We start from the raw sequence: 17,096 nt of genomic DNA, 5'->3' as shown, positions 1-17,096 counted from the left end.
GGCCAAAATAGTTGACCGAAATTCGCCCCTTCCCTCGGCGTTCTTTAGGCCACTATCGCGAGCAGGCTCGCTCCCACAATGACCGCGCCGCCCCTGTGGGAGCGAGCCTGCTCGCGATGACGGCATCTCAGGCAATCGATCCTTCAGGGCCGAAACTGACTCGGCGCCACCCCGCTCCAGCGCACGAAGGCGTGACGAAAACTCGCGGTCTCGCTGAAACCCAGCGCCTCGGCGATCCGATAGATCGGCATCTGATCCTCGCAGAGCATTTGCTTGGCTTGTTCGAAACGCAATTCGTCGAGCAGTTCCTGATAGCTGCAACCCATGTCCTTGAGATGCCGGCGCAAGGTTCGGGTGGAGCATTTCATCTGTTCGGCCAGGCCGTCGAGGCCGGGTGCCGCATTCAGCTGCGCGCTGAGCAGTTGGCGAATCCGCCCCAGCCACGCCTGGCGTCCGGTGAACTCGGTATTCTGCTTGCGGCAACGTTCGGCCATGGCCTGATGGGTGATGACGTCGGCCAGCGGCAAGGGTTGGTCAAGCCAGCGCTTGTCGAAGGCGAAGGCATTGTCGTGGGCGCCGAAGCTCAGCGGGCACTCGAAGTGATCGGCGTAGGTCGCCCGATAGTCGGGCGCGGCATGTTCGAAGCGCGCGACCCGCAGCGGCAGCGGGTGACCGAGCAGGTCGTCGCAGATGACTTTCAACGACACCAGGCAGAATTCGGCATTGAACACGGCCATGGCCGGGCTTTCGCGGTAGTCGGCGGCGGCGAACCAGACATACTCGTCGTCTTCCTCCAGGCGCAGCTCGAAAACTGTTCCCAATAGCGCCGGATAGCGCATCGCCAGGCGCAAAGCGTCACCGAAGGTGGCACTGGTGAGCAGCGCATAACCGAGCATGCCGTAGGACGAAACGTGCATCCGCCGGCCCAGTTCCAGGCCAATGTCGCGCTTGAGCGCCACCGCATTGGCACACACCTGCATCTCCTGGTTGGTGGTGATGCGCGTGTCGGCCCGGCTCAGGTCGGCGGTGCTGATGCCACTGCCGGCCAGCAGCGCCTCGCTGGACAAGCCGTCGGCCTTGAAGGCGTTGAGCACCAGGGAGACCGCGTTGAGGGTGGTGAGGTGGGAGTGGAGCATGGCGGCTTCCAGCCTTGGGTTTGCTGGAAAAGTGAGCAAATTATGTGCCCACCGCTGATCCTGTGGCGGCGAGCCGGCTCGCGTAGGCGGCCAATCAGGCCACCCGTTTGCCGAATGCCAGAACGCTTTCGCGAGCGGGCTCGCCCCCACGGGTTTTGTGTGGGATCAGGTCAATTCGCCGCACAGGTCGAGTTCGACGAGTTGGCGAACGTGCGCAGTATCCAGCCCGGCGCCCAGCAACCCATGCAGCTTGCCGAACGCCGCTTCGCGGGTCATGCCGCCACCGGACAGCACGCCGACACCGCGCAACCGACTGCCCGCCTCGTACACGTCCAGTTCCACGCCACCTTCATGGCACTGTGTGACCGCGACCACCACCACACCGTTGTCGCGCGCCCGCGCCAGCGCGGCGAGGAACGCCGGGTTGTCACTTGGCCCCGTGCCGCTGCCGTAGCATTCCAGCACCAGGGCCTGGATGCCGCTGTTCAGTACGCCATCGAGCTGTTCGGCGCCAATGCCGGGAAACAGTGGCAATACCGCGACCTTTGCCAGCTGTCTGGGCTGGTTGTAGTTCAGCGCGGCCGGCAGGGAAGCGGCCTTCGAGCCTCCGCCCTGACGCTCCAGGCGCTTGAACGGGTGCCGACCGAAACTGCGCACCTTCGCGCAACGGGTCGGGTCGAGCATTTCACCATGGAAATGCAGGTGCACGCCCGGCGCCAGGCCCTGGCCCAGAGCAACCAGGGCGCCGCCGAGGTTCTCCCAGGCATCGCTGTCAGGCACGCCGGCCGGGAGCATCGAACCGGTAAAGCAGACGCGGGCCTGCAAGCCGAGCAACTGAAAACTCATGGCCGCCGCGCTGTAGGCCAGGGTATCGGTGCCGTGCAGGATCAGCACGCTGTCACAACCCTGCACGTCCACCGCGTCGACCACGGCCTCGCGCAATTGTTGCCAGTACGCCGGGGACATGTTGGCGCTGTCGATCAGCGGCGACATCTCGCGAAAACGCCACGGCGGCACTACCAGGCCAGGCTGGCCGTGCAGGTACTCGCGCATCCGCGCTTCGAAACCGGATGCCGGGGCCAGACCGTTGGCACTGGCCTGCATGCCGATGGTGCCACCGGTGTAGAGCACCATGACGTGTTGGGCGGCAGGGTAGGTTGAGGAATTCATAGGGCTGCTCCGTGAACAATGACGTCCTTTTGTGGCAGCGGCGGTGCGCCGATTCGCCTTGCTCGCGAATCGTCGCACCGCCGCTGCTACCGGGGGATTTGCACTTTAACCGATCAGCGTTGCGCTGCGGGTACGCCTTGCGGCTCGGCCTTCGGCGCGGTCGCCGGTGGATTCGCCGGCCATGCGTTCAGGTCGAGATCCAGGTCCGCGAACTTGCTCGAATCGAACACAGGCGTCTTGATGCCGGCAGCACGCTGGTCATCGTAGTCGCGCAGGATGCGCATGCCGACCTTGAACAACAGGAACAGCGCAATCAGGTTCACGAACGCCAGCAGGGTCATGGTGATGTCGGCGAACGCGAACACGGTGCCGAGGTTTTCGATGGCGCCCCAGAAGATCAGCGCCAGTACCAGAGTGCGGTAGCCGATCAGCGCCTTGCGGTTTTCACCGATCAGGAAGCGCAGGTTGCTCTCGCCCAGGTAGTAGTTGTAGAGGATCGAAGTGAACACGAACAAGGCCAGTGCGACCGAGATGAACATCCGGCCCCAGTCGCCGACGACCGCAGCGAGCGAGTTCTGGGTCAGGGCAATGCCGTCGCCTTCGAAGCCCGGGGTGTAGAAGCCCGAGAGCAGGATCAGCAGCGCGGTGCAGGTGCAGATCACAAAGGTGTCGAGGAACACGCTGAACGCCTGGACCACGCCTTGTGCCACCGGGTGCTCGACCGACGCCACGGCCGCCACGTTCGGCGCACTGCCCAGACCGGCTTCGTTGGCGAACACGCCGCGCTTGACGCCCATGACGATGGCGCTGCCGATCAGGCCACCAAAGGCCTGATCCAGGCCGAACGCGCTTTTGACGATGGTCATCAGCATGGCGGGTACGTGGTCGAATTGCAGCACAATCACGTAGATGGTCACGCCGATGTACACCAGGGTTTTCACCGGCACCAGCAGGTCGGCGACCTTGGCGATGCGCTTGATCCCGCCAATGAACACCAGGCCCAGCAACACCGCCAGCGCCAGGCCGGTCCAGGTGGTGTCGAAGCCGAAGGCGTTGTTCAGCGAGTGGGTCACGGCGTGGGATTGCAGGCCGTTGAAGGCAAACCCGAAGGTCACCAGCAACAGGAACGCCATGATCATGCCCAGCCAGCGTTTTTGCAGGCCGTGCTCGATGTAGTAGGACGGGCCGCCACGGAACTGGCCTTCGGAGTCGCAGCGCTTGTAGAGCTGGCCCAGGGCGCATTCGAAAAAGCTGCTGGACATGCCGACCAGCGCGGTCACCCACATCCAGAACACTGCACCAGGGCCACCCAAGGTCACGGCGATGCCGACCCCGGCGATGTTGCCCGCACCGACTCGGCCGGCCAGGCTGAGCATCAGGGCCTGGAACGAACTGAGCTGGCCGGCGCTGCTTTTGAGGCTGTCGCGGAACACCGCGAACATGTGGAAGAAGTGACGCAGTTGAACGAAACGCGAGCGGATCGTGAAGTAACTCCCGAGCCCGACAATGAGCACGATCAGTACTTTCCCTGAGAGGAAGTCGTTGATGACTTCGAGCATGGCGTATTCCTCGCTGTTTTTATGTGAGCAAATGCTGGTCGGTCAGAAACATCGTGTTACACCCGCTTGCGCACGGCAAAACAGGCGAGTCGAAGGTTCGTCCCGGATCCAAATCGCGGGTTTGTTGTTAGTTCGGGTTTCGCTTGGTTTGGGGTCTCGCTACCGACGACCGTCCACGCGAAGAAGGGGCCGCACTATACCGATCAGTGCGGGGCCCGTCTGCACGCTTGTGGTGCAAGTTGTTTAAGCGGTGTTGCTTTGGGTTGGAGCGGGTATGCTAAAACACTTAAAAAAAAGGGCCTGGGGAATGATCCCCAGGCCCTCAAAAGGTGAGAGGTGTCTAGTCCCTCGACCTGGTGAGCGGTACTGCATGTGTTGCGTCTGATCAGGCCTTCAACGGCACCAGACGTGGAGCAATCATGTTTTCCGGGCGCAGGATGTCGTCGAGCATCGCGTCGTCGAGCAAGCCTTCTTCACGCACCAGTTCCAGCACGCCGCGGCCGCTTTCAAGGGCGATACGGGCGATGCGGGTGGCGTTTTCATAGCCGATGTACGGGTTCAGCGCGGTGACCAGGCCGATCGAGTGCTCGACCAGTTCGCGGCAGCGTGCTTCGTTGGCGGTGATGCCGGTGATGCAGTGCTCGCGCAGCATGTCCATGGCGCGTTGCAGCAGGCGGATCGAGTCGAGGATCTTGAAGGCGATCAGCGGCTCCATCACATTCAACTGCAGTTGGCCGCCTTCGGCTGCCATGGTCAGCGCGAGGTCGTTGCCGATGACCTGGAAGGCCACCTGGTTGACGGCTTCCGGAATCACCGGGTTGACCTTGCCGGGCATGATCGAACTGCCTGGCTGACGCGCCGGCAGGTTGATTTCGTTGATGCCGGTGCGTGGGCCGCTGGACAGCAGGCGCAGGTCGTTGCAGATCTTCGACAGCTTCACCGCAGTGCGCTTGAGCATGCCGGAGAACAGGACGAAGGCGCCCATGTCGGACGTGGCTTCGATCAGGTCGGCCGCCGGCACCAGCGGGTGACCGCTGATGGTGGCCAGGCGCTGAACGGCCAGGTGCTGATAACGCGGGTCGGCGTTGATGCCGGTGCCGATGGCGGTCCCGCCCAGGTTCACTTCGGTCAGCAGCTCCGGTGCCAGGGTCTTGAGGCGTGCCAGGTCTTCGCCCAGGGTGGTGGCGAACGCACGGAATTCCTGGCCGAGCGTCATCGGCACGGCGTCTTGCAGCTGGGTGCGGCCCATCTTCAGCACGTGGCTGAATTCCTGACCCTTGGCGGCGAAGGCCTGGATCAGGCTGTCGAGGCTGGCCAGCAGGGTGTCGTGACCCAGCAGCAGGCCCAGGCGGATCGCCGTCGGGTAGGCGTCGTTGGTCGACTGCGCCATGTTCACGTCGTTGTTCGGGTGCAGGTACTGATACTCGCCTTTCTGGTGACCCATGGCCTCCAGTGCGATGTTGGCGATGACTTCGTTGGCATTCATGTTGGTTGAAGTGCCAGCGCCGCCCTGAATCATGTCCACCACGAATTCTTCGTGGAAATCGCCGCGGATCAGACGGGCACAGGCTTCGCTGATGGCTGCGTGCTTGGCTTCGCTGAGGTGACCCAGCTCGCGGTTGGCGTCAGCAGCGGCCTGTTTGACCATGGCCAGACCGACCACCAGCTTCGGGTAATGCGAAATCGGGACGCCGGAGAGACGGAAGTTGTTCACCGCTCGCAGGGTCTGGATGCCGTAATACGCTTGAGCCGGTACTTCGAGTACGCCAAGCAGGTCTTTTTCTGTGCGGAATGATGCAGCGGAGGACATGACGGAAATCATCTCGATATGGACCCGGTCTGTGCCGGAACACCGCAAATGCTAGGCTTGTGGAGAATGCAGAGCCAATGCTGTTAAACACTGCCCTATGCATATTCGGCATAATGACGGTGTGACGCCGCGATTGCGGCGAGCGTGCGACCCAAATTGGTGCGTGTCCGGGAGGACCTGATGAATCTGGAAAGTAAATGGCTGGAAGATTTCAGCGCCCTGGCCGCCACCCGCAGCTTTTCCCAGGCGGCCGAGCGCCGTTTCGTGACCCAGCCGGCGTTCAGCCGCCGAATCCGCAGCCTCGAAGCCGCGCTGGGGCTGCAACTGGTCAACCGCTCGCGTACGCCGATCGAACTGACAGCGGCGGGGCAGTTGTTCCTGGTCACCGCGCGAACGGTGGTGGAACAACTCGGCGAAGTGTTGCGTCACCTCCATCATCTGGAAGGCGGGCAGGGCGAAGTGATGCAGGTCGCGGCTGCGCACTCCCTGGCGCTGGGGTTTTTCCCACGCTGGATCGCGCAATTGCGCAATGAAGGGCTGAACATCGCGACGCGGTTGGTCGCGACCAACGTGGGTGACGCGGTGCATGCGTTGCGTGAGGGGGGCTGCGACCTGATGCTGGCGTTCTATGACCCGGATGCAGCGATGCAGATGGACCCGGAAATCTTTCCTTCGCTGCATCTGGGGCACACCGAGATGCTGCCGGTCTGCGCGGCGGATGCCGAGGGCAAGCCATTGTTCGATCTGGAAGGCGAGGGCAGCGTGCCGCTGCTGGCCTACAGCGCCGGTGCGTTTCTCGGGCGCTCGGTGAATGTGCTGTTGCGTCAGCGGGCGCTGCGGTTCACCACCGTCTACGAAACGGCCATGGCCGACAGCCTCAAGAGCATGGCGCTGGAAGGCCTGGGTATCGCCTGGGTGCCGCAATTGAGCGTGCGGGCCGAACTGGCGCGCGGCGAGCTGGTGGTCTGCGGCGGGCCGCAGTGGCACGTGCCCCTGGAGATTCGTCTGTACCGCTGCGCATTGGTGCGCAAGGCCAACGTGCGTTTGTTGTGGCGCAAGCTTGAGGGTGGGGCGGCGAGCGCCAATCAATAACCTGTGGGATGGCGCGACCCGCAGCGCCGTTCAATCATCAATCCTGGCTAGACAGATAGTGCTTGATCGCTTGCCGATTGGCCGGGCTGAACGTGTAACACGTGGACCTGGCCTTGTTGGGTTCGGCGATCATGTAGGTCTCACACCACCAGCCGTTGTACTGAACTTCGGCGTCGTCATGTTTTGCGCCCAGCAAGTGGCCAATTTCATGGCCGACGTTCAAATACCTGCTCAAGGATGAAATCGCAAACTTTCCGGTGTGATGGGGTGGGTAAAGAAGTGCCGCTCCCGCTGTACGTTCATTGATGTCGTGATGGGTGAGCAGAATGACCTGACTTAAAGGATGGGCGGCGAAACCTTTTGATTCGGCTTCCTTCAAGTATGTATAACCCAGGCTCTCCCACTTTTTCAGCACGTTCATCGGGTCTTTGTCTTTATAGTTGAAGCTGCTGTAAGGTTCTCCGGAGCCCAGTACGATATTGAACTTTCTCCCGGTGAAACCCTCCAGTTCGGCGACCAGGTGGCCCAGGTAGTCAGGGTAGATACTTCTCCTGATGTCCGCTGGAACATCATTGTGAATAAGGGCGAAAATAGTGATGTCGTTTTTCTTTATGGACTTGTTGATCATAATCAGGTTCGTTCGGGTTGTAGATTAAGTTCATGTGGATTTATTGTTTGTTGTGCGCTGAAAGTTAACGTTGAAGTTAAGAGTTAGCGAGTGCTTGTCTATTTCCGGCTGTTGCCGAAGTGGGTGTTTTTTAGCAATGGTTAATCAGGCAATTTACTGATGTAGTTGATATGTTCATCCGATCGGCCGGATGCTGTTGAGGCCCTTCATCTGTTGACCTTTGAGTCAATAATCGGTGCTTTTGCGGCAAATGACAGATGGTCGAAACAGGGGCTGTTTATCTGCCGTATTGCGGTATACTGCGCGGCCTTCGGCCGGTCCTTCCGGCCATTTTTCGTACAATTCAAGCCACGCATTTTGCGTGGCTTATTGTTTTTGACGCGCCTGCGGGCGCCAGAGAGAAGAGGCACGACGATGAGTGCATTGGTTGGCGTGATCATGGGCTCCAAGTCCGATTGGTCCACCCTTAGCCACACCGCCGATATGCTGGAAAAGCTCGGCATCCCCTATGAAGTGAAGGTGGTGTCCGCCCACCGCACCCCGGACCTGCTGTTCCAGTACGCCGAAGAGGCCGAAGCGCGTGGCATCGAGGTGATCATCGCCGGTGCCGGTGGCGCAGCCCACCTGCCAGGCATGTGTGCGGCCAAGACCCACCTGCCGGTGCTGGGCGTGCCGGTGCAGTCGTCGATGCTCTCGGGCGTCGATTCGTTGCTGTCCATCGTGCAGATGCCCGCAGGTATCCCGGTTGCTACCCTGGCCATCGGCAAGGCGGGCGCGATCAACGCCGCGCTGTTGTCGGCGAGCATCCTGGGCGCCAAGCACCCGCAGTTCCACACGGTGTTGAAAACCTTCCGTACCGAACAGACAGACAGCGTGCTGGACAATCCAGACCCACGTATCGCCTGAGGTTGTTGACGATGAAGATCGGTGTAATCGGTGGCGGCCAGTTGGGTCGCATGTTGGCGCTGGCGGGCACTCCGCTGGGTATGAACTTCGCTTTCCTGGACCCCGCGCCGGATGCCTGTGCCGCCGCGTTGGGTGAACACCTGCGCGCCGACTACGGCGATCAGGATCACCTGCGCCAGCTCGCCGATGAAGTCGATCTGGTGACCTTCGAGTTCGAAAGCGTGCCGGCTGAAACCGTGGCGTTCCTGTCGCAATTCGTCCCGGTCTACCCGAGCGCCGACGCCCTGCGCATCGCCCGTGATCGCTGGTTCGAAAAAAGCATGTTCAAGGACCTGGGGATTCCGACACCGGCGTTCGCCGACATCCAGTCGCAAGCCGATCTGGACGCCGCGGTCGCGTCCATCGGTCTGCCCGCCGTGCTGAAAACACGCACCCTGGGTTACGACGGCAAGGGTCAGAAAGTCCTGCGTACGCCTGAAGATGTGGTCGGTACGTTTGCCGAGCTGGGCAGCGTCGCCTGCCTGCTGGAAGGCTTCGTACCGTTCACCGGCGAGGTGTCGCTGATCGCCGTGCGTGCTCGCGATGGCGAAACGAAGTTCTACCCGCTGGTGCACAACACCCACGACAGCGGCATCCTCAAACTGTCCGTGGCCAGCACCGATCACCCGTTGCAAGCCCTGGCCGAGGACTATTCCAGCCGCGTGCTCAAGCAACTGAATTACGTCGGCGTGATGGCGTTCGAGTTCTTCGAAGTCGATGGCGGCCTCAAGGCCAACGAAATCGCGCCCCGCGTGCACAACTCCGGGCACTGGACCACCGAAGGCGCCGAATGCAGCCAGTTCGAGAATCACCTGCGGGCCGTGGCCGGCCTGCCGCTGGGTTCGACGGCCAAGGTCGGCGAGAGCGCGATGCTCAACTTCATCGGTAAAGTGCCGGAAGCGGAGAAAGTCCTGGCCATCGCCGATTGCCATCTGCACCACTACGGCAAGGCGTTCAAGGCCGGACGCAAGGTCGGTCACGCCAACCTGCGTTGTGCCGATCGCGAAACGCTGGCCGCGCAGATCCTCAAGGTCGAAGCGCTCATCGCCGAGTAAATCCGGTTTCACGTGGCAGCGGCGGAACCATTGGGGGCCCGCCGTTCTCTCATGGCAGGATGCCAAAGTCTGACTAGGCTTCTATCTACCAAACAAGAGGGAAGTGCCATGGGAATTATTGGAACCATCTTTATCGGCTTGATCGTCGGCCTGCTTGCGCGGTTCCTGAAACCGGGCGATGACAGCATGGGCTGGATCATGACCATCCTGCTCGGTATTGGCGGTTCGTTGGCAGCCACTTATGGCGGCCAGGCCCTGGGCATCTACCAGGCAGGTCAGGGGGCCGGTTTAATCGGCGCGCTGGTCGGCGCGGTGGTCCTGCTGGTGATCTACGGCCTGATCAAAAAGAACTGATTCAAGCGACAAAGCCCTCTCTGACAAATGCGCGGGGAGGGCTAGAATGCTCGGCGTCGTAACGTCCTCCCCCTTGCCGAGCACCTTCATGCGCCGTCTTTTGTTGACTCTTGTTCTACTGGGTTCGGGCCTTGCCCATGCTGGCGAACTGCCGGAAACCGACTGGCTCGAATTGATGCCCAAGTCCGACCAGAAAGCCCTCGAGGCCATGCCCGAAATCGATCACAACTCACCCGAAGCCGATGGCACCTTTACCCAAAAGGGTGGCATGAAGCAGAGCAAAGGCCTGCCGGCGGTGATGTACTCGACCAAAACCGTGCCTTCGATGAACGACAAGCGCATTCGCATCGGCGGTTACCCGGTGCCGCTGGAGTCCGACGCCAAGGGGCGCAGTACGCTGTTTTTCCTCGTGCCATACCCCGGCGCCTGCATCCATGTGCCGCCTCCGCCGCCCAACCAGCTGGTGCTGGTGCGCTATCCACAGGGTTTGAAGCTCAACGACATCTATACGCCGTTGTGGGTGACCGGCACGTTGAAGATCGAGACGGTCAACAATGATCTGGCCGATGCGGCCTATGCGCTGGATGCGGCGAAGGTGCGAGTGGTGAAGGAATCTGATCTTTAGGCATTAAAAGGGTGGGAGCGAGCCTGCTCGCGGTGGCGTCATCACCGCCAAGATGAATGGCGGATGTGATGGCCTCTTCGCAAGCAGGCTCGCTCCCACACTTTGAGGGATTACAGGGGGCGGCTGTTGATACTCACGCCCAGGGTGTGACTCGCCCCCGGCGCCAGTGTCACCACATCGTCCATCACGTTCGCGGTCTCGATGCACAGCATGCGTTGCCAGCCATCGTCCGCCATGTCACTGAAGGCGGCCGCGCGGTCCACCCACGGATTCCAGATCACCGCCGAGCGCGACCCTCGGCTGGTCAGCTGGATGCGCCGCTCCCAGGCAGGATCGACAATGCCCAGCTTGGGCGGGGTGTCGAGGTAGATCCGGTCGGTCTCGCCGGTAAAGTGCAGGTCACCGGTCTGTGGCTTGGTTGTCCAGTCTTCCAGTGTCTCGATGTAGGTCAGGCCGTCCAGCCCTTCGACATGCACCTTGCGCACATCGCTGACGGCGAAATACGTGTGCAGTGCCTGGCTGAGGGTGACCGTGTCGGTGCCCTGGTTATGGCTGGTCAGGTCGATGTGCAGCTGCTCGTCCAGACGAATGCCCAGCGTCAGGTCCACCCGATGCGGCCACCCGGCAAAGCCACCTTCGGGGTAGGGCAGAGTGAATTCCACCTTCAGGCTTTCGCCTTCGGCTTCGATGCCCCGCAACGCCCAGTCCGTTGCCCGGACAAAACCATGGGCCGTGGGCGGCTCGCTGCTGGTGCGCATGGCCTGAACACCCTGAGGGTTGCGCAACAGGTTGCCGAACCACGGCCAGCACACCGGCACGCCAGCACGGATGTTGTTGCCGGTCTTGAACACGGCTTCGTCGTTGAGCCAGATCAGCGGCGGTTGCCCGGCCAGTTGATAACTGAGGATGTGCGCCCCTTGCTGAGCGACCAGCAATTCGGCCTGACCGTGGCGAATGCGCCAGCAATTCAGTTCATCCAGCTTCACGGCTTCAACGTTGGGCGTGCTCATGGGGCCACTCTCTATCGGGAACAGGACTGCAATGGACCGCAAAACAGGGGCTGTGTTTAACGTGCGCGTGGCGGAACCGAACGGGTGCGGCCACTGCCGTCGATGGCGACGAACACAAACACGGCTTCCGTGACTTTACGCCACTCGCTGGACAGTGGATCGTCGCTCCAGACCTCGACCATCATCTGGATCGAGCTGCGGCCGATTTCCAGCGCCTGGGTGTAGAAGGACAACTGGGCGCCCACCGCGACCGGAACCAGGAACGCCATGCGGTCGATGGCGACGGTGGCGACGCGACCGCCGGCGACCTTGCTGGCCATCGCGGTGCCCGCCAGGTCCATCTGGGCCACCAGCCAGCCGCCGAAGATATCGCCGAAACCGTTGGTTTCACGCGGCAGCGCGGTGATTTGCAAGGCCAGGTCGCCCTGCGGGATTGGATCTTCTTGTTCGAGCTCTATCATGCCGGGGGTGCCTCTGACCCGTGACTCTCATTGTCTTTCAAGGTGAATAGCCGTCTGAAGAAAAACGATTCAGCCCCGAACATACTCTGTTCGTCACGTTTTTCGTAAGGCGCCTGAAGGGAAACTCTGCGAAACCGCCTGAATCCCGGCAGGCGTTTTCGCACAGCAACCCTTGAAACTGTCGCAAGACCCCGAGTATATCGGTCGATAGACTCCGAGACGACCGTCCGGTTCTCATTTTGACCGTCAAATACGCACCTCTATGTGCTTTTTCGAACAATTTGTTATCGTGCCGGTCCTGCCCAAGCCCCGGCCAGCGTTGTCGAGGTTGCAGATCCGTCTATAAAGAGAAGCCTTGCCATGACCACAGCGCCTTCGAGCATCGCGCAGCCGACCCAACCCGCACGACCGCTGACCCGCAATGACTACAAGACTTTATCGCTGTCCGCCCTGGGCGGCGCGCTGGAGTTCTACGACTTCATCATTTTCGTGTTCTTCGCCACGGTGGTGGGCAAGCTGTTCTTCCCGGCCGACATGCCCGAGTGGCTGCGCCTGATGCAGACCTTCGGCATCTTTGCCGCGGGCTACCTGGCACGGCCGCTGGGCGGCATCGTGATGGCGCACTTCGGTGACCTGCTGGGGCGCAAGAAGATGTTCACCCTGAGCATTTTCATGATGGCGGTGCCGACCCTGATCATGGGCTTGCTGCCGACCTACGCGCAGATCGGCCTGTGGGCGCCGATCCTGTTGCTGTTGATGCGGGTGATCCAGGGCGCGGCGATTGGCGGTGAAGTGCCGGGCGCCTGGGTCTTCGTTTCCGAACACGTACCGCAGCGGCATATCGGCTACGCCTGCGGCACCCTGACCAGCGGTCTGACGGCGGGCATTCTCCTGGGGTCGCTGGTCGCCACGGCGATCAATAGCCTTTACACCCCGGTGGAGGTGTCGGATTACGCCTGGCGGATCCCGTTCCTGCTCGGTGGTGTGTTCGGTCTGTTCTCGGTGTACCTGCGCCGTTGGTTGCACGAAACCCCGGTGTTCGCCGAACTGCAACAGCGCAAGGCGCTGGCCGAAGAAGTGCCGCTGCGTGCGGTGTTGCGCGACCATCGCGGGGCAATCGTTATTTCCATGTTGCTGACCTGGCTGCTGTCGGCCGGCATCGTGGTGCTGATCCTGATGACGCCAACCGTGTTGCAGACGGTCTACCACTTCTCTCCGACCACGGCCCTGCAGTCCAACAGCGTGGCCATTGTAATGTTGAGCTTTGGTTGCATCATTGCCGGGGCATTGGCGGATCGCTTCGGCGCAGGCCGCGTATTCGTATTTGGCTGCGCGGCCCTGCTCGCCAGTTCCTGGACCTTCTACCACAGCCTGGCCGACCATCCTGACTGGCTGTTCCCGCTGTATGCCCTGACCGGCCTGCTGGTCGGCACCATCGGCGCGGTGCCGTACGTGATGGTCAAGGCTTTCCCACCCGTGGTGCGTTTCAGCGGCCTGTCTTTCTCCTATAACGTCGCCTACGCCATTTTCGGTGGCCTGACGCCGATGGTGGTCAGCCTGCTGCTCAAGGAAAGCCCGATGGGGCCGGCGTACTACGTGGCGGTGCTGTGTGGGGTCGGGATCGTGCTGGGGGCCTACCTCTGGAAGAAGGGGCGTTGATCCGTCTTGTTCATCGCCGGCGTGCCGGCGATGAAGCGATGATGGCCTTTCATCCAATTGTCATATTTCAGCCATAGAGTGTTCATACGGCCTGCCGATACTTGGCCCCCGACTTAACACACTCTATCTGCTAGGAGTAAGGCATGAAACTGAAGCGTTTGATGGCGGCAATGACTTTTGTCGCTGCTGGCGTTGCGACTGCCAACGCGGTTGCCGCTGTTGACCCTGCTATCCCGAGCTACACCAAGACCACCGGTGTGTCGGGCAACTTGTCCAGCGTCGGCTCCGATACCCTGGCCAACCTCATGACCCTGTGGGCCGAGAACTACAAAAAAGAATACCCGAACGTCAACATCCAGATTCAAGCCGCCGGCTCGGCCACCGCGCCACCTGCGCTGACTGAAGGCACCTCCAACCTGGGCCCTATGAGCCGCAAGATGAAGGACACCGAACTGGCGGCCTTCGAGCAGAAGTACGGCTACAAGCCAACCGCTATCCCGGTGGCCGTGGACGCCCTGGCTGTCTTCGTGCACAAGGACAACCCGATCCAGCACCTGACCATGGAACAGGTCGATGCGATCTTCTCGTCCACCCGTCTGTGCGGCGCCAAAACCGATGTGAAAACCTGGGGTGACCTGGGTGTGACCGGCGACCTGGCCAACAAGCCGGTGCAACTGTTCGGTCGTAACTCGGTATCCGGCACCTACGGCTACTTCAAGGAAGAAGCCCTGTGCAAAGGCGACTACAAGGCTAACGTGAACGAACAACCGGGCTCGGCTTCGGTCGTGCAGTCGATCAGCTCCTCGCTGAACGGCATCGGTTACTCGGGCATCGGTTACAAGACGGCCAGCGTGAAAACCGTGGCCCTGGCCAAGAAAGGCGGCACCGAGTTCATCGAAGACACCGAAGAAAACGCCCTGAACGGCAAGTACCCGCTGTCCCGTTTCCTGTACGTCTACGTCAACAAGGCCCCGAACAAGCCTCTGGCCCCGCTGGAAGCCGAGTTCGTGAAGCTGGTCCTGTCCAAACAGGGCCAGGAAGTGGTGGTGAAAGACGGCTACATCCCACTGCCAGCCAAGGTCGCAGCAAAAGCACTGGCTGACTTGGGTCTGCAGGAAGGCGGCTCTGTCGCAAAGCAGTAACAAACTGAGTCTAGGGTGAACCCCTAAGGACTCCCAGGGGGGCGGCAATGGCCGCCTCCCTGCATTTCGAATTCTCAATCCACTGCTGGTCCTGCCAGCGGCGGATTCGTCGCGTCACTGCACTGTCATCTTTCTGTCATACAGGATCGCTAGGGTGTGCGAATGAATGATCTGGCCAATTCCAACATGACTACAAATCCCCCCAAGCGAATTGATTTCAATACGCCTGAGTTGCAACGCAAGCGCCGCATTCGCGCGCTCAAGGATCGCCTCACCCGTTGGTATGTGCTCGTTGGCGGCCTCGCCGTGCTGGGGGCGATCACCCTGATTTTCTTTTTCCTGGCCTACGTCGTCGCGCCCCTGTTCCAGGGGGCCAGCCTGACGGCCAAAGACGCGATTACCCCCGCCTGGATGCAGGACGCCGGCAAGCCGCTGATGATCTCCCTGGAAGAGCAGAACCAGGTGGCCATGCGTGTTTCCGACAAGGGCCAGGTGCTGTTTTTCGACATCGACAGTGGCGCTGAGCTCAAGCGCGTCGATCTGCCGGTTCCGGCCGGTGCCAGCGTAACCTCCATCGGCGAAGACCAGCCCGGTCACCCATTGGTGGCGGTAGGGCTGTCCAATGGCCAGGCGCTGGTGTTCCGTCACACCTATAAAGTCAGTTATCCGGATGGCAAGAAAACCATCAACCCGGCCATCGAGTACCCCTACGGCGAAGCGCCGATCGCGGTGAACGAGGCGGGCGGGGCGCTGGAGCATGTCAGCCTCAATGCCACCGATACCACGCTGATGCTGGTGGGCTCCACCGGGTCGCAACTCAATGTGCTGTCGCTGACCAGCGAAGAGAACATGATGACCGGTGAAATCACCAGCGAGCAGAAGCGTATCGAGCTGCCGCAGATGACCGAGCCGGTGAAGCACATCTTCGTCGACCCGCGTCAGCAGTGGCTGTACGTGATCAACGGTCGTGCCCAAGCCGACGTGTTCAGCCTGCGCGACCGCAGCCTCAACGGCCGCTACAAGCTGCTGGAAAACGGCGAGGCGCAAGTCACCGCCGCCACCCAACTGGTGGGCGGTATCTCGCTGATCATCGGCGATTCCAGGGGCGGCCTGGCCCAATGGTTCATGGCCCGCGACCCGGATGGCGAGCAACGCCTGAAGCAGATCCGCACCTTCCAGATGGGCAGCACGCCCATCGTTGAAATCACTGCCGAAGAGCGTCGCAAGGGCTTCATCGCCCTGGATGCGTCCGGCAAGCTCGGCGTGTTCCACAGCACCGCGCACCGCACCTTGCTGGTGGACCAGGTGGTGGACGGCCAGGGCCTGTTCGGCCTGTCGCCCCGGGCCAACCGCGTGATCGTCGAAGCGGGTGGGCAGATCAAACCGCTGCTGCTCGACAACCCTCACCCGGAGGTGTCCTGGAGCGCGCTGTGGAGCAAAGTCTGGTACGAGAACTACGACGAGCCTAAATACGTCTGGCAATCGACGGCGGCCAACACTGATTTCGAACCGAAACTGAGCCTGTCGCCGCTCACCTTCGGCACCCTGAAAGCCGCGTTCTACGCCATGTTGCTGGCCGCACCCCTGGCCGTTGCCGCCGCCATCTATACGGCGTACTTCATGGCGCCGGGCATGCGCCGCAAGGTCAAACCGGTGATCGAGCTGATGGAAGCGATGCCGACCGTGATCCTCGGCTTCTTCGCCGGCCTGTTCCTCGCCCCGTATGTGGAAGGGCACCTGCCGGGCATTTTCAGCCTGCTGATGCTGCTGCCGATCGGCATCCTGATCGCCGGTTTCAGCTTCAGTCGCCTGCCTGAGTCGATTCGCCTGAAAGTCCCGGACGGCTGGGAAAGTGCCCTGCTGATTCCGGTGATCCTGTTTGTGGGCTGGTTCTCGTTGTACATGAGCCCGTTCATGGAGAACTGGTTCTTCGGCGGTGACATGCGCATGTGGATTTCCCACGATCTGGGCATCACCTACGACCAGCGCAACGCCCTGGTGGTCGGCCTGGCCATGGGCTTTGCGGTGATCCCGAACATTTACTCCATCGCCGAAGACGCCGTGTTCAGCGTGCCGCGTGGCCTGACCTTGGGCTCCCTGGCCCTGGGCGCCACACCGTGGCAGACCATGACCCGCGTGGTGATCCTCACTGCCAGCCCGGGCATCTTCTCGGCGCTGATGATCGGCATGGGTCGCGCGGTTGGTGAAACCATGATCGTGCTGATGGCCACCGGTAACACCCCGGTCATGGAAATGAACCTGTTCGAAGGCCTGCGCACCCTGGCCGCCAACGTCGCGGTGGAAATGCCCGAGTCGGAAGTCGGCGGCAGCCACTACCGCGTGCTGTTCCTCTCGGCGCTGGTGCTGCTGTTGTTCACCTTCGTCATGAACACCCTCGCGGAACTGATTCGTCAGCGTCTGCGCAAGAAATACTCGTCGCTTTAAGAAAG

At 61.4% G+C, this 17,096-nt stretch carries 15 protein-coding genes; 8 read left to right on the top strand and 7 right to left on the bottom strand.

Translation table 11 applies throughout. The features are described from left to right. Positions 1-143: 143 nt before the first annotated feature. The 4 genes from IB249_RS18530 to aspA form a co-directional block, all read right to left on the bottom strand. Complete coding sequence (locus IB249_RS18530; protein ID WP_192307180.1) at positions 144-1,136, bottom strand: AraC family transcriptional regulator; 993 nt, start codon at positions 1,134-1,136, stop codon at positions 144-146. Between the two features lie 165 nt (positions 1,137-1,301). After that, positions 1,302-2,306 (bottom strand): asparaginase, encoded by a 1,005-nt coding sequence (locus tag IB249_RS18525; RefSeq protein ID WP_192307179.1) that lies wholly within the window; start codon positions 2,304-2,306, stop codon positions 1,302-1,304. 113 nt (positions 2,307-2,419) lie between these two features. Next, positions 2,420-3,865, bottom strand: a complete 1,446-nt coding sequence (locus tag IB249_RS18520; RefSeq protein ID WP_192307178.1) for an alanine/glycine:cation symporter family protein — start codon at positions 3,863-3,865, stop codon at positions 2,420-2,422. Between the two features lie 385 nt (positions 3,866-4,250). After that, positions 4,251-5,675, bottom strand: a complete 1,425-nt coding sequence (gene aspA / locus IB249_RS18515) for an aspartate ammonia-lyase (protein WP_192307177.1) — start codon at positions 5,673-5,675, stop codon at positions 4,251-4,253. Positions 5,676-5,855: 180 nt separating this feature from the next. Here aspA and IB249_RS18510 point away from each other — a divergent pair, with 180 nt between their 5' ends. Next, positions 5,856-6,767 carry a LysR substrate-binding domain-containing protein gene (locus IB249_RS18510; RefSeq protein WP_192307176.1) on the top strand — a complete coding sequence of 304 codons (912 nt, stop codon included), beginning with the start codon at positions 5,856-5,858 and terminating at the stop codon, positions 6,765-6,767. Positions 6,768-6,804: 37 nt separating this feature from the next. Here the strand turns inward: IB249_RS18510 and IB249_RS18505 are convergent, their stop codons facing one another. Then, on the bottom strand, positions 6,805-7,395 hold the full coding sequence (locus IB249_RS18505) for a hypothetical protein (RefSeq protein WP_192307175.1): 591 nt from the start codon (positions 7,393-7,395) through the stop codon (positions 6,805-6,807). A 414-nt stretch (positions 7,396-7,809) separates the two neighbouring features. On the opposite strand from IB249_RS18505, the gene purE reads away from it, so the two are divergent. From purE to IB249_RS18485, 4 genes are all read left to right on the top strand, one after another. Continuing rightward, positions 7,810-8,301 (top strand): 5-(carboxyamino)imidazole ribonucleotide mutase, encoded by a 492-nt coding sequence (purE, locus tag IB249_RS18500; RefSeq protein WP_192307174.1) that lies wholly within the window; start codon positions 7,810-7,812, stop codon positions 8,299-8,301. An 11-nt stretch (positions 8,302-8,312) separates the two neighbouring features. Continuing rightward, a complete protein-coding gene (locus tag IB249_RS18495) occupies positions 8,313-9,395 on the top strand; it encodes a 5-(carboxyamino)imidazole ribonucleotide synthase (RefSeq protein WP_192307173.1) in 1,083 nt (360 codons plus the stop codon). A gap of 108 nt (positions 9,396-9,503) precedes the next feature. Beyond that, on the top strand, positions 9,504-9,749 hold the full coding sequence (locus tag IB249_RS18490) for a GlsB/YeaQ/YmgE family stress response membrane protein (protein ID WP_192307172.1): 246 nt from the start codon (positions 9,504-9,506) through the stop codon (positions 9,747-9,749). 88 nt (positions 9,750-9,837) lie between these two features. Beyond that, positions 9,838-10,374: a DUF3299 domain-containing protein gene (locus IB249_RS18485; RefSeq protein ID WP_192307376.1), complete on the top strand. Its 537-nt coding sequence runs from the start codon at positions 9,838-9,840 to the stop codon at positions 10,372-10,374. A gap of 110 nt (positions 10,375-10,484) precedes the next feature. On the opposite strand, the gene IB249_RS18480 is transcribed toward IB249_RS18485, so the two are convergent. After that, positions 10,485-11,384, bottom strand: a complete 900-nt coding sequence (locus tag IB249_RS18480) for a D-hexose-6-phosphate mutarotase (protein WP_192307171.1) — start codon at positions 11,382-11,384, stop codon at positions 10,485-10,487. Between the two features lie 56 nt (positions 11,385-11,440). Beyond that, on the bottom strand, positions 11,441-11,845 hold the full coding sequence (locus tag IB249_RS18475) for an acyl-CoA thioesterase (protein WP_007896491.1): 405 nt from the start codon (positions 11,843-11,845) through the stop codon (positions 11,441-11,443). Between the two features lie 360 nt (positions 11,846-12,205). Between IB249_RS18475 and IB249_RS18470 the strand changes: the two genes are divergently transcribed. The 3 genes from IB249_RS18470 (at position 12,206) to IB249_RS18460 (ending at position 17,091) form a co-directional block, all read left to right on the top strand. Then, positions 12,206-13,504: an MFS transporter gene (locus tag IB249_RS18470; RefSeq protein WP_192307170.1), complete on the top strand. Its 1,299-nt coding sequence runs from the start codon at positions 12,206-12,208 to the stop codon at positions 13,502-13,504. Between the two features lie 143 nt (positions 13,505-13,647). Further along, positions 13,648-14,646 carry a phosphate ABC transporter substrate-binding protein PstS family protein gene (locus IB249_RS18465; RefSeq protein ID WP_192307169.1) on the top strand — a complete coding sequence of 333 codons (999 nt, stop codon included), beginning with the start codon at positions 13,648-13,650 and terminating at the stop codon, positions 14,644-14,646. Positions 14,647-15,057: 411 nt separating this feature from the next. After that, positions 15,058-17,091 carry an ABC transporter permease subunit gene (locus IB249_RS18460; protein ID WP_192307375.1) on the top strand — a complete coding sequence of 678 codons (2,034 nt, stop codon included), beginning with the start codon at positions 15,058-15,060 and terminating at the stop codon, positions 17,089-17,091. Positions 17,092-17,096: the final 5 nt, after the last annotated feature.

Source organism: Pseudomonas sp. PDM04 (assembly GCF_014851765.1).
Taxonomy (GTDB): domain Bacteria; phylum Pseudomonadota; class Gammaproteobacteria; order Pseudomonadales; family Pseudomonadaceae; genus Aquipseudomonas.
This window is presented reverse-complemented; position numbering and strand designations above follow the sequence as displayed.